The organism is Vibrio sp. 10N.286.48.F5 (genome assembly GCF_041469785.1).
In the GTDB taxonomy this organism is placed as follows: Bacteria; Pseudomonadota; Gammaproteobacteria; order Enterobacterales; family Vibrionaceae; genus Vibrio; species Vibrio crassostreae_C.
On the sequence record NZ_JBFRLG010000040.1, the window covers coordinates 1 to 14550 of the forward strand.

Genomic DNA, 14550 nt, shown 5'->3' on the forward strand with positions numbered 1-14550 from the left:
TACTTTAATTGGTATAATTCCCCTTGTATAATAATAACTTAACTGACGTAATATTGACTGGTCGTACTTCTAATAACGCCAGTTTGAAGTCACTCACAGATCTACTCTTCATTTTTGAAAATCAATTGCTTTTTTTTCTACTTAACCTCTGGAAACCGTTCTACACTAGGGTTATAACTGTTTGATTTGTATACGAGGTATCAATGAGTCGGAAACCCATAGTGTTAGTCGTGGATGACACCCCAAGTAACTTGGATGTGTTAACGGCAATACTCAAAGATACTTATCAAGTGAAAGTAGCGATTAACGGCACAATTGGTATCAAAATTGCGAAGATGGTGCCGCAGCCAGACCTTATCCTCCTTGATATCATGATGCCTGACATCGATGGTTACGAGGTGTGCCGCCAACTTAAAGCTCAGCCGAATACGGCTCACATTCCTATCATTTTCGTGACCGCCACAATTGGTCCAGAAGCCGAAGTAAAAGGGCTCTCCTTGGGGGCTGTCGATTACCTAACCAAGCCGATAACCCCTGCAATTGCACTCCAGCGTGTGAAAACGCATATCGCACTTTATGACCAACAACGCGCGTTGTTTAGTCAGGTAAAAGAGAAAACTCAAGAGATCAATCTCGGTAAGCTAGAAACACTGAACATACTGGGTAGAGCTGCTGAATTTAAAGACAATGAAACAGGCATGCACGTTAAGCGTATGAGTCACTACTGTGAAGTGCTAGCTAAAGCCTTGGGAATGACTGACGAAGATGCCGAGACGTTGCGTGATGCAGCACCAATGCATGATATTGGCAAGATCGGTATTCCTGATAGCGTATTACTCAAGCCGGGTAAATTGGACGCCGACGAGTGGACAATTATGCAAAAGCATGTCGAATATGGTGTTGATATACTTGGTAGGCAGAGTGATTCCAAACTGATGCGTATGGCTATTCAGGTGGCGCAATATCATCACGAAAAATGGGATGGCAGTGGTTATCCAAACCAGATAGCTGGTGAAGGTATCCCATTGGTTGGAAGAATTGCGGCTGTTGCTGATGTGTTTGATGCCCTGACCGCAGAGCGCCCTTATAAAAAAGCTTGGAGTATTGATGAGGCGCTGAACTTGTTTGAAGAACAGAAAGGCAAACATTTTGATCCAACTATCGTTGATGTGTTTTTTCTGAAGTTACCTGAGATTCTAGCAATTAAAGAGAAATTTAGAGATGAGTGATGGCTTGATGTTGTCGCTAAATCGTTTGGTTGTTTTTCTGGTCATTACACTTGTGGTGTGGCCGCTGCTAATGCGATCTACGAATGCTGCTGAGGTAACAGATACTGAGTTAAATCAGTGGTTGGGAAACCAACCAACGGTAACTTTTGTTGTCTTGGCCAACCATTATCCTTACTCATTCATCGATGATGATGGGCAGGTTTCTGGGATCATCAAAGATTGGACATTAGATCTTGAACAGCGTTTTGGTGTTCATGTTCGGTTTGTCACAGTTAACTCGCGTGTCGAGGCTAAAGCCGCGTTAGTCGACGGGCGAGGCGATGTATTTCCATTCCAACAGTTCGACCCAAGTGAAGGTGGCCGTTTTCTTGCGAGTGCTCCCTATATTCCTTATCAGGTCGCAGTGATTGTTCCCATCGACAACAAACTCGATGGAAACCTAGATCAAAATAATAAACGCCGTATTGCGATGGTTAATGAAAATATCGATTTGGAGCGAGCTGGTGTCAAATTGAGTTCTATTGAGCGAGTGGATTTTGATAACGTTATTGATGCAGTACGTGCGTTAGGGGCCGGGGATGTCGAAGGCATGGTCGGTGAACCTATCACCACTATGGATCTTGCGGAAAAGATTGGCGTTCATGATTTAGCGGTAAATTATGTTCTGGAGCATTGGAAAAGGTTTGAAGCATCAATGGTGATTCGAACCGATGAACCAGAACTGCTGACGCTAATCAACAAACAGATTGAAACCTTCGACGTTGATAACAAGAACCAGATTTTATCGAAGTGGCTAGACAGTTCCCCCTATCGAGTGCCGCTAAAAGGCGTGTTTGGCTTTGGTAACCCTCCGTATATTTACCCAGACAGCACCGCAGTCGGGCTAGAGCACGACATTCTTCAGCGTGCACTGAATGACATGGGATATAAACTAGGTGACGTTGTCACACTTCCACCTAGCGCCGCTAAAAAAGCCATCGATAACAATAATTCTATAGCCTTTGTTTCTGGTGTTCAGTTTGATGATCCTAATGCGCACTTTTTAAGTGATAACGTTCTTAATATTGAGTTTGTTCCTGTTTCACTAACTCGCCGCAAACTCCAACTTCAATCCCAAAAAGACCTATCATTAGGGGCGTTATTGTTCGACGAAACATCCTCAATTAAAAACTCTGTTGAAGTTCTGAAGAGTAAGTTAGACATTGATCGTGTTGAAGATTACGAAGATCTTGAGTCAGCATTCTCGCAGTTGAGGGCTCAAAATGTTGACCTGCTAATGGTTGAACGAAGAGTGCTAGAGTGGTTTATCACCAATACTCGTTTTATTGAAATGGCAGAGCTAACGCTACATGACGAGTATAAAGTTGAGTATCCGATCTATGTGGACTTTAAGAGTGAAGAAATCAGAGATAGCTTCAATGCCGCAATTAAAAGGCTTAAACAGGAGGATGACGGCTTAAACCAAATTATCGAGATGCAGGTTCAGAGTGATTTAAGCCTAGTCCTTAAAAAAGCGAATATTATCGCGCAAATATCTGCGTATTTTATCGTCAACGACCGCTTTGAAGAGTTGACGGACGTGTTTGAAATTTTCGACACGGACAGTTCTTTTCAGGTGATCACCGCACAAGCGGATAACAATAGTCGCCCGATCAAATCTTGGTACATAGGCAACCTAGTTGATCAATATGGAGAGAAGAAAAATACCTCTCACTTTTCATCAGTCACCAAGGTGGCGAATTATAGGACCAAGGGAGGGAGTATCAACTCTGGTTCGATGACTTTCTACTTTGATGTTAATTCGTTAGTACGGAACCATGTTTATTTTCCATCTGTCGAACAATTTAGTTCATTCGGAGATGCGGCGAAACGCTATATTACGGATGTTTATCAAGCGAGTAACTTGACTGGAGAGATCCTAAATCTAAGCCAAAAAGAGAGGGCGTGGATTAAAGATAATCCGGATGTACGTATAGGTATCGATCCGAATTCGTTACCTTATGAAGCGGTATCCAATACCGGTGAATACATCGGGATGATTGATGATTATCTAACGCTGATTGAACAAAAAACAGGGCTAAGTATTCAGCATGTTGATGTGGCGAATTGGTCTGAGACCCGAAGCTTGGTTGATCATCATGAAGTGGAACTGGTCTCAGCAGCTCAAGAGAATCGTTCGTTAGGAGATAACGTCAAAGCAGCTAAAAGCTTGTTTTCAAGTCGTTTGGCCATTGCATCGAGAAGAGACGTTAGTAGCTTGGTACTTGAAGAAGCTGATGGTTGGAAAATCGGTATATTGAAGAATGCGGCAAATACTAACGCGATTTTAGATAAGTACCCGAACGTTGAGTGGGTAGAGGTAGAATCCACGGCCGATGGGCTCAACCGATTGGATGATAAAACCTTAGACGGCATGGTCGACACTGTTGATGTCCTCAATTACCTCATTGATTCATTTGGTCATCGAGGGGTTGGTATCATCGGCCGGTTAGACTTCTTCTTGTCGCCAACTCTGCATGTCATCAAATCTGAACCTTTGCTGTTGTCTATTGTGAACAAAGCGATAGGCAGTATCTCAGCTGAAGAACACCAGAAGATCTCTGCAAAATGGGCGGCGCCAAAAGCGATAGAAAGAGTTAATTATCAATTGGTTTACACCATTTCGGTGTTCTCTCTGGTGATCCTTCTTCTTATTATTTTCTGGAATCGTAAATTAACTAAGCAGATCAGTATTGCTAAGGAAGCAACCGAAGCTCTGGAAAAGGCGCAGAACCAACTCTACAACATGCTAAATAGCTCTCCAATTGCAGCCAGCGTGGTATTTGAAGAAGAGGTTCGTTACGCGAACGATACGGCAAAACGTTTGTTTGGCGTGGAAGATCAGGCGTTGTCTTCTATCGACGTTGCCGCTATCCATGACTCGCTGAGCGTTCGTGATGGCGTGCATGAAGAGCTCGACCTTAACGGTAAAGTTGAAAATAGGGAGTTAGTACTCAGAAAGTCTGATGGAACCCGATTTGTTGCTTTGGTCAGTTACTATCTTTTTGAGATTGATGGTGAAGTCGCCACACTATTTTGGGCATTCGATATTTCAGAAATGAAGCGCCTTAACGAACAATTGGAAGAAGAAAAACAGAGAGCCGATTTGGCGAGCCAAGCTAAATCGGAATTTTTAGCTAATATGAGCCATGAGATAAGAACCCCAATGAATGCCATTATTGGCTTGTCTTATCTGGCGATTGGCGAAATATCTAATCCTGTCGCTCGAAATTATATTGAGAAAGTGCACCGTTCTGGCCATTCGTTACTCGGTATCATCAATGACATCCTTGATTTCTCAAAGATAGAAGCTGGACAACTTGTTATTGATAACGTCCCGTTTGATCCCGTAACGACTTTTAAAGATGTGATTGAGTTGATGGAATCGAAAGCGGCTGAGAAGCAACTCAATTTGTCTATGGTCATCGACCCAGAGTTAGACACGCCACTACAAGGCGATCCATTGAGGTTGTTCCAAGTCATACTCAACCTTGTGGGCAACGCGATTAAGTTTACGGAACAAGGCAGCGTAGCGTTAACGGTGGAGCATGTTGACTCGAACGACAGCAGCCTAACCATGAGAGTGAGTGTGATGGATACCGGGATAGGCATTTCGGATGAGAACCGTCACAAGCTGTTTGAAGCCTTTAGCCAAGCGGATACCACAACGACACGTCGGTTTGGCGGTACAGGGCTTGGGCTCAACATTAGCAAGAAATTAGTTCATGCGATGGGCAGTCAAATTACGGTAGAGAGTGTTTACGGGCAAGGCAGTGAGTTCTCCTTTGTACTGACATTGCCACGCTCAAGCTCGGATGCGTTAGCCGACTTCAAAGCTCAAGAGTTGCAACTGGATTATCAGATAGAGTTCAAAGGGCAAAGAGTGTTATTGGTTGAAGACAATGAGCTGAACCAAGATCTCGCCTTAGCATTTTTCAGTCGCTCTAAATTAAATGCCGATCTTGCTGAAAACGGAAAGGAAGCGCTGGAGTTAGCTAAAAACAACGACTACGAAATAATCTTCATGGATCTTCAAATGCCGATTATGGACGGCTTTGAAGCTACCCGTTTGATTCGTGAATTCGATATAGATGTACCGATTATTGCAATGTCAGCCAATGTTTTTGATGATGCGAAACAACGAGCGAGGGCGTCGGGCATCACGGACTTCTTGGATAAGCCTATTGTTATTGATAAAGCGATGTCTTTGATTACTCGATACATTGTTCCTGAGGTCTTAGTTGAAGGTCGAGCGCCATCAGACACCTCTTCAGATGCGATCCAGACAGGTGATTCTGGTGAGAGTGCGGAATTGCACTCCGATCCCCAAATTGAGCCGCCTGTTTTCTCTCAGTCGAGGTTTGAGCAACTGACTTATCATGATGTGAAGCTGCAAGCCAAAATGCTTGATAGGTTCTGCCAAGGATCACCAGACATGATGTCGGATGCTTTTGATAACTTAGTACAAGGCGACTGGGAGACGTTAGAGCGTAATCTACATACCTTAAAAAGCATGGCAGCTTCGATTGGTGGATTGCGATTGGCAGAGTTACTCAGTGATTTAGAAAGCAAAGCGCATAACAAGGCGTGTGATGAAGCAGATCTTAAGCAAGGCGAACTTGGGTTAATCGAACTGATTAAAGCAGTTGAGATCAGCTTTGATGTGTCTGGTGTTGGGGGATTCAATACGACAAGTACTGAAGAAGCCGATGCGAGTCTTGCTGATACCTCTGATTCACCGAGCATCACGTCAGAACAGCATGCTCAGTTGCTATCACTGCTGGATGCTTATGATAACGATGCAACTCAATATGTGACTGAGTTACTGGCACAGTATCCACATTCTGTTGTTCTCAAAGATGTTCAAAGTGCGTTAGATAATTATGACTTTGAACGAGCAAAAGAGGGGCTTGGCGCTTCTGAGTAGTTGTCTTTTATAAATATCACTTGAACATTAAAGCCTTTAGCTCTTATAGCGAAATACCGAGCTAGCTAAAGGCTTTAAATCTATCTATACCGAACTAACGACTCACGTTCTGTTTGATTAGCTCAACAACCGTATCGTATCGGTGCGGCAGTTTTCGGTTTCGTTTTTGAACCAGATACAGCGTTTCCTCTACTTCTACCTTTGGCGGCACAACGTGTAGCTTGTCTCTATCTGGGAAGTGTTCAACCGCGCCAGCCGGTAACACGGTAAAACCTAATCCTTTTGATACGGGTAGCAAGATCTGGTGAAGCTGATTGATGTAGCCAGATCTTGGTATCTCATTAACGTTGATGTTCGCTAAGTCTTTATCTCCGCAAAGGTCGAAATACAAAGACAGATAGTGTGCAGAATCTGGGTGGGCAATCAGGCCAATGTCATTCAATACTTGCGGCGTTATCTCTAAATCAGCAAGGCTGTGGTGAACAATAAGACACAGTGCTTCTTTGCCGATGACTTGGCTTTGGTAGTAGCTGTCGTTCGGGGAATGCCTAACAATGCCGATATCGGTAGTGCCTTCGCTTAGGTCATTCAATATCTTTTTGTTTGGAGCGGCTTCTAAGTTAATGCTGAGCTCTTGGTGTTGCTGTTGAAGTTCAAGAAGCTTGGGATACAGACGCAAAGAGAGTGAGCCAGAGCAAGACAAGTGACATTGCCCAGCATAAGGGTTATCAAAACTCAGAGACTCAAAAAGATCTTCTTGGTCTTTCTCTAGTTTGATCGCATAGCGATACATAATCCGACCCTGTTCGGTCAGTTCGAAGCTCTTGTTTTCTCGAGATAGCAGGTCACAATTACAAGCTTGTTCAAGCTTCTTGATGTGTTGGCTGACTCCAGGTTGTGTCATATACAACTTTTCTGCCGTTTGGGTGAAATGGCCAACTTCAACCAGAGTCTTAAATGTATTGAGCCAAAGTGGATTAATCATACTCACCTTCAAATACTAAAGCCTATAAATAAAAGAAAATTATTATTATCTTAAGTAATGATAATTTCAACTCTAGCGTCTTAAGTAACGCTAATCAAAGTCATGTGGTGGTAGCACTTTATATTGGCCGCTTTGTAGAGTTGCTATGAGTAACAAAGTGTTGCGACTTTGTTGAATTTTTGGTCTATTGACCAACTGTGCTCATATTTAGGAACGAAGATGAATAGAAATGTTTGGCTGCTCTCACTGTGTCAGGCCTTGTTGATGACGGGTAACATATTACTGATCTCTGTGATTGGTTTGATCGGTAAGCAGATTGCACCCAGTGTCAGCATGATCACCTTGCCTGTTGCACTGCAGTTTTTGGGTTTAATGGCAGCCACTATTCCAGCATCTTTAATTTCAGGCAAGTTAGGGAGAAAGCGAGGATTTAGCATTGGTAATGTGGTTGGCATTACAGGAGCTAGTCTTGCCACCTACGCACTGTCTCAACAACATTTCTATTTGTTTTGTTTCGCTACGTTCTTACTTGGGATAGGCATAGGTTTTGGCACGCTTTATCGTTTTGCTGCAATCGAGGTGTGTGATGAAAATGCCCGTCACCGAGCGATCTCTATCTCGATGGCTGGTGGCGTTTTAGCCGCGGTATTAGGACCAAATTTGGCAATTATGTCGCAACAGTGGTCGCAAGATGGCTTGTACATTGGTGCTTTTGCTTCTTTGATTGGATTGAACATTCTTGCGTTACTCATCTTACAAACAATTCAGTTTCCAAAAGTCTCTTTTAATAGTCAGGCACCTAAATCCGATCCTCTCAGTGTGATAGTAAAAGCGCCTAACTTTATTGGCGCAGTGTTTGCTGCCATGGTCGCTTATGCGGTGATGAATATCCTGATGACAGCAACGCCATTGGCAATGATTGGTTGTGGCTTTGACTTTACCAAAGCAGCGGGCGTCATTGAGTGGCACGTATTGGGGATGTTTGTTCCTGCATTCTTTACTGGTTCACTTATCGAGAAGTTTGGCTCAAGAATGATGATCTTGGCAGGCGGGGTTCTGTTCGTCGTCTGTATCGCGATTAACATTCATGGCGAATCTATCTGGCACTTCAGAGCGGCTCTAGTTGTGCTTGGTGTCGGTTGGAACTTTATGTTTATCGCGGCAACAGGTTTGTTTAGTCAGTCCTACCAATCGCAGAATAAAGCTAAGGCACAAGCGTTTAATGAATTTATTGTCTTTGGCTGTGTGACGATTACCGCCATGCTCTCTGGCTGGCTAGAATCGACAGCAGGGTGGCAGAACCTCAATATCTACGTATTACCATTCGTGTTAGCTGTTATCTTGCTGTTCGCATTCAGTGCTCGTAAATCGCGTATTCAAAAGCAGCCTGTGTAATGGCTCATCGAATGGTGGTTCAGTAAATTTGTTACTGTGATTAAAACCCTAGTATCTCGAACTGCGACCAATAAAAAGCCCTACCAAATCGGTAGGGCCTTTGCTTACGGCTTAAATAATAACGTTTTCTTAAAACTGCTGTCGTGGCTTATATCCTGTGACAACAGTACTTAAGCTTGTGTTGCAAATACGCATGACAGAGCCAGCGATGATTTACAGGTCGACCAAAATTGTCTTAGTGGTAATCCCACCTTGGTCATCGATTATCTTCAGTGTCACCTCGTGCTTTCCGTATGAAGGGAAGATTGACGTGAATGTGCGACCTCGTTTCACCTTTCCGTTTGGAAGTGTCCACTCGGTATCAACAATACGACCATCGCTGTCTGAACTTGTAGACCACATGGTTACCCAGCGGCCCAAGTGAATGTACTTCGCGCTCGCTTCTGGAAGGGCGTTTGGAGATTCAACACTCACTACGGAGCTAAATGAAGCGGTAGCGCCTTTGTCGTCGACAACAGTCAAGTTCACCGTGTATTCGCCCGCTTGCTCGTAAGACCAAGTTGGTGCCACTTCGTTACTTGTTGTGCCGTTCCCAAAGTCCCATAGGTAACGGGCGATCTCACCGTCTTGGTCTGAGCTGAAGTTGTTTGCAGAAACAGTCAGACCAGTCACATTAAGCTCGAAGTTCGCAGTAGGAACGATGTTGTGTTGGCTTACTTTAGATAAGCGAACCACACCGTATTCGTTGTTATCACTCTGATTCACAATATCGACCGCTAAACCAAACTCCGTCAGGATGCGTCCTGAATCTGGTGCTTGAGGCGATGTGTAATCTTGGTCATCCGAGAAGCTAGCATTGCCAACCAAACTGGTATCTTCGAGTACATCATTGTCGCTGTTTACAAGACGCATTGGAGTATGATCTTTGAGTGAGAACGCAGCGTCTCGAACTTGGTAGCGTGTTTGAGCCACTTCACCAGAGTTTGCCCACACCATGGCATTTTGGTCTGCATCAACCACGCCTAACCAACCTTCACCAGGGTGTTTACCTACCCAGTTGTCGGTTAGTGATTCGTCGACGTACCAAATGATCAAGCCTGGGTCGAATGACATCAGTTGTCCCATGCGTTTGATGTTCGCTAGGCCTTCATCAACATTCATGTGGCTGCGCCACTGCAATAGATAGTAGTGCTGCGCTTGATGGAATCCATTACTCAGCTTGTAACCATTAAGGGCGAAGGTGGAGTTGCTTTCACCATCGTCTATTGAGGTCACTTCACCATCGACAACCACAGCAAGGTTATCTAAATAGAAGCCTTCCATTGCTAAGCCGCCATCGGTGATGTACTCAAATGAAAGTTCAACTTCTTGTCCTGCCCATTGTGAAACGTCGAACTCAGCGTTAACCCATCCGCCAGATTCGCCGCCAATAGCAGGAACGAGGCCCGTGTTGTATGGGTCGTCCATTGAGGTAATGTTGCCTGCAATGGCTTGTCCGTTGATTAGCACGCGCGCAAAGTCGTAGTCTTTTTCAATCTCATACCAAGTTTTGAAAGACAGCAGTGCAGAATCACCCGCTGGGATCATCAACTTGCGAGTCATACTGTTTTTCAGATCATCGCCTTTTTGAGAGTGGAATGAATACTCGCCCTCAAAGGGTTTCAGACTTTCAATCTGCTTTTCAGGAAGATCCACTTTGATCATGTTAGGACGACTGTTATCCGTTGTTTGGAACAGCGTATACACTTGTGGATTGTCTCCTAGGTCATCAATCGAGAGCTGATCATCGTTAACCCAACGTCCGCCAATCGATTTCTGTAGGAAGTGTTTTGCCCAAGAGCTGAATGCCGTTGGTTGTGTACCACCAATTTGACCAGCCCAACTGCCCGAAGACATGATTGACCAGTAAGAAACCGGTTCGCCTTTGCCTGTGTATTGCGTGTCGTACTCGTCTGGTAAGCCTAAATCATGGCCATATTCGTGGGCACAAACACCCGCAGCCGCATCAATCGGTTGAATGGTGTAATCGAACGCTGCATATTGGCCACCAAAGCGATCTGGAAGCGAGCTAGAGGTGCCTTCAAGTACATGAATGCGACCAAGGTTGAATCGGTGAGACCAAATCGCATCAGGGCCTAACACGCCACCACCGGCTTCTTCGCCTACCGATGCATGAAACACCATCAGGTGATCAATCACACCATCGGGTTCGCGGAAATTTCCGTCACCGTCGTAATCGTAACGATCTTCGATGTCGTAATCGGCAAGGTTGATACTCGGATCTTGAGCCAGTTGATTCAGCGCTTCACGAACCAGTTCTTGGGCGTTTAGGTCGTTGTCGGTGGTAGGGGAGTTGCCACCATAGAATGACGCAGGCTTAGAGGCGCGATACCAACCTGCCGCTTGACCTGAAACGCTGTAACTGTCGCCTGATTCGCTTTGGTAATATTGGCGCATCGAGATTAGGTTTTCGCCATTTGGCCCTGTGTAGCCAGAATTTGAAAACAACAACTCTTGATAATGTTCAGGGTTGTAGCTCTCGTAGAGCATCTGCGTGTGCTCTTCGGTCAACTTGTTGTCATCCCAGTTCAAATCAGGGAAATCGACCAACAGAGCGAGCACTTTGTCGGTACGTTTAGTGCCGACTTCTAAAGCAAAGACGCTGGCCTTTTTAACGCCAGATCCTTTCTCAATGGCTTTGAGTATTTTCGCTCGTTGTTCAAGTGCTTTTTTACCGAATTGAGCATCGCCTTTGAAACCGGAATTGATCTTATTTTTTAAGTAACGGTCAAGCGCATCGCGCTTTGCCGCATCGGTTGCATCTTGGTCGACTAAGCCTTGTCTAACTAGCATTTCAATGAGTTTGTCTTCATTAACTACGCCTAAATCAATAGGTGTTTTTGCATAACCACTGACGCTAAATAGAGTAAGCATTGCTGAAGCCAACAATGTTTTTCTCATCATTTTCATTATATTTCCTTTTTGTATTTCCATGTCGATATCAGTATCAACTTGCCTTATTCAGATCTGTTGTCCGAGTTTGGCCTAATACACTCTTGTGGTGCCTTATTTAACTGACGTGTGTTTGTTGTATGTTTTTTACTTTCTATCTCTTTTGTATTGGTTGTCTCTTTTTTATTTTTTGAATCAAACGGGGTGCTCTTCACTTTTTTAGCGTTGAGATAGATACGCAAAGCTTCTTGATTTTCCTCATAGGTTAAGCCTGAACAGATAACACCTCGTTTAATCAATGACTTCAGTAATAGTTCGTCGTTCTCAATAGTGGAAGCCTGTGACAGTGAGGAAAAAATTAGAACCATTAAAGCCATTGTTTTGTGTGACATTATTATATCAAGCCATCAGTTTTGATTATGTAACAAAATATATTTATAAAATTTACCAATCAAATGGATAATTATTACAATTAATTATTCGTTCCGGTTTCAACATTTAGAGTTAATATAAAATAAGGAGTGTTATTTATTCTATTGTCAGTTATTTAATGGGTTTTGTTGAATGAATAGTTGATAGTTTGGATGTTTAATAACATTGATTAGGTCGTGGTTATTATTCTGGAGGGCGCTTTATACAAGGCGTTGGGTTCTAACTAATAAGATAATTTTTTATTATCGGTGTTTTAAAATACGCATGTAATAACTGAGTCATTAGTAAATACCCATGCTCAAATTATTTTTACTCAAAATATCAATAATTAGGGTATTGAGAGTAACTTTCAGTGTTTCAATGACGTGAAATTTAACAATAGCAGAGCTGGTCGGGTTGTCACCGCCTGCTTGCTTAAAGCGAGTGAAACGGCTGAGAGAAGAGGGCGTGATTGTCGGTGGTGTGTCCATCATTAATCCAGAACTGACCGGCAGTAAGATGACTTTGGTTGTGTCCGTGGAAATGGAGCGTGATCGAGGGGATATTTACCAAATCTTTCGCCATTCTATTTCAAAGGCAGAAGAGGTCACGCAGTGCTATCAGATATTAGGCAGCTTTGATTTCATGTTGATTGTGACGGTCAAAGATATTCAAGCCTACGAAGACTTTGTGGAGCGAGTACTACGCAAAGATCTGAATATTCGTAAATTCCATACCTCTGTCTCAATGAGAACCGTGAAATTTACCACTGCCGTAAACTTAGATGAGTCGTGACTGTTGGCATGAGAAGATAGTGAAGTTATTAGCTTTGTGAGGTACTTAGCTAATATTTGTATAAATAGCAGGCATTTACACAAAATGTGACGTTCACATTTTGTCATAACTTTAATAATTGTATATATTCCTCGCCTAAAATAATAATTAACCTAAATTAATATAATGACTGTCAGCTCATCTACTCAATCTCGTGAAACGCTTCTCAGCGAAAACGAACAACTTGTCTCTACCACTGATTTAAAAGGCGTGATTACGTACAGTAATGATGCTTTTTGTCGCATAGCGGAATACAGCCAACAAGAATTGCTAGGGCAACACCACAATATCGTAAGGCATAACGATATGCCGAAAGCCGCTTTTGCTGATATGTGGGTTAACCTAAAGCAAGGTAAAGCTTGGCGTGGCATCGTAAAAAACAAAACCAAATCTGGTGGGTTTTACTGGGTCGATGCTTATGTAACTCCAATTTACGACAATGGTAAGGTGAGTGGCTACCAATCTGTTCGTGTTAAGCCAAAGAATGAATGGATACAAGTTGCAGATAAGGCTTACCAAGGCCTCTTGAAGGCTGAAAAGTCGGGTCGCCAATGGTCATTAAAGATCAGTGACAGTGTTCGTTACGCCGTGTTGCTAGGCTCTTTGGCTGCGCCGTTAATTTCAAATCTCATTGAAGTAGGGCAAGTATCACAATGGTTGTTGAGCCTACTTCCTGTTTCAGCATTAGCACTGCTTTTCCGACAAGAGCTGATTGATACTCCACTGCAGTTGAAAAAGCTGCAATCTAAATTCGATAGTGTTAGTCGTCTTGTTTATTCAGGTAATAGTCAGTTCTCTATTGCCGATTTTCACTTAAAACTATTGTCTGCAAGAATCCACACCGTATTAGGTCGCATGACAGACTCTGCCAAGCCGTTACAAGATTTGGCTGACAACCTAAATGCGACGTCATTTGAAGTATCAGAAGCCTTAGATCAACAAACAAAAGACATTCTTCAAGTACGAGAGGCGACTGAAGAGGTTGAAGTCACCGCCAATGAGGTCTCTTCTCGCACAGAAGAAGCGCACCAGATTGTTGATGTGACTTTGCAAACCTGTGCTGGCGCTAAAGAAAGCATTAATCAAACTCATCAAAACTTAGAGAGCCTAGCTTCTCAGGCCGAAAAGGCGACTCAAACGACTTACCAACTGAGCGACCAAGCGCAGAGCGTAAGCAAGATAATGGAAGAGATTGGTGGAATCGCCGAACAAACCAACTTGTTGGCCCTGAACGCTGCGATTGAAGCGGCGAGAGCGGGCGAGCAAGGACGAGGCTTTGCCGTTGTTGCCGACGAAGTCCGTGCATTGTCGGGTCGAACCTCAAAGGCTACGGTTCAGATCAAAGAGAGCATCGATACCATGCTAACGACGATTGAAGGGTGGCAAAAAGATATTCTGGCGAACCGTGAGCAAACGGACGCATGTGGTGATGTTGCGAAGGTGAGTGCAGAGCGCTTGTCGGAAGTCGAAAACCTAATGCAATCCATGAATGAACTCATGCAGTCTGTTGAAAGTTCTGCTCATAAGCAACGTGAGCTGTCGAGTGAAGTCAATCTGCATATGCAGTCTATCGCCTCGACCGCAGAACAAAACTTAGTGGCAACGCATTCTGTGAAAGACCACTCCACAGAGCTAAAAGAACAAGTCAATGAGTTCTACCAACTGGCAAAGCGTTTCGAAGAAAAATAGCCGTTAGATTTAATCCGAATGAGAGAAAAGACAAAAAAAGCCCCGTATTTTCATGCGGGGCTTTCTGTATGCATCAACCCATTGAAGGG

The 14550-nt window shown here is 43.7% G+C and carries 7 protein-coding genes and 1 pseudogene; 5 read left to right on the plus strand and 3 right to left on the minus strand.

Features of this window, described 5'->3' with window-relative positions; genetic code table 11:
• The first annotated feature begins 203 nt into the window (after positions 1-203).
• A complete protein-coding gene (locus AB4185_RS19205; protein WP_029235511.1) occupies positions 204-1229 on the plus strand; it encodes an HD-GYP domain-containing protein in 1026 nt (341 codons plus the stop codon).
• 70 nt (positions 1230-1299) lie between these two features.
• Positions 1300-6195, plus strand: coding sequence for an ATP-binding protein (locus AB4185_RS19210; protein WP_372135782.1), 4896 nt, complete (start codon positions 1300-1302; stop codon positions 6193-6195).
• A gap of 94 nt (positions 6196-6289) precedes the next feature.
• On the opposite strand, the gene AB4185_RS19215 is transcribed toward AB4185_RS19210, so the two are convergent.
• Positions 6290-7180, minus strand: a complete 891-nt coding sequence (locus AB4185_RS19215; RefSeq protein WP_017061891.1) for a LysR family transcriptional regulator — start codon at positions 7178-7180, stop codon at positions 6290-6292.
• 219 nt (positions 7181-7399) lie between these two features.
• Between AB4185_RS19215 and AB4185_RS19220 the strand changes: the two genes are divergently transcribed.
• Entirely contained in the window at positions 7400-8575 is a 1176-nt protein-coding gene (locus AB4185_RS19220) for an MFS transporter (RefSeq protein WP_017061890.1), read from the plus strand.
• A 213-nt stretch (positions 8576-8788) separates the two neighbouring features.
• On the opposite strand, the gene AB4185_RS19225 is transcribed toward AB4185_RS19220, so the two are convergent.
• Entirely contained in the window at positions 8789-11545 is a 2757-nt protein-coding gene (locus AB4185_RS19225; protein WP_372135783.1) for an immune inhibitor A domain-containing protein, read from the minus strand.
• A gap of 47 nt (positions 11546-11592) precedes the next feature.
• Positions 11593-11919, minus strand: a complete 327-nt coding sequence (locus tag AB4185_RS19230) for a hypothetical protein (RefSeq protein WP_102333912.1) — start codon at positions 11917-11919, stop codon at positions 11593-11595.
• Positions 11920-12328: 409 nt separating this feature from the next.
• On the opposite strand from AB4185_RS19230, the pseudogene AB4185_RS19235 reads away from it, so the two are divergent.
• Positions 12329-12733: pseudogene (locus tag AB4185_RS19235) on the plus strand (Lrp/AsnC family transcriptional regulator); the annotation flags it as partial.
• Positions 12734-12898: 165 nt separating this feature from the next.
• Complete coding sequence (locus tag AB4185_RS19240; RefSeq protein WP_017064425.1) at positions 12899-14461, plus strand: PAS domain-containing methyl-accepting chemotaxis protein; 1563 nt, start codon at positions 12899-12901, stop codon at positions 14459-14461.
• Positions 14462-14550: the final 89 nt, after the last annotated feature.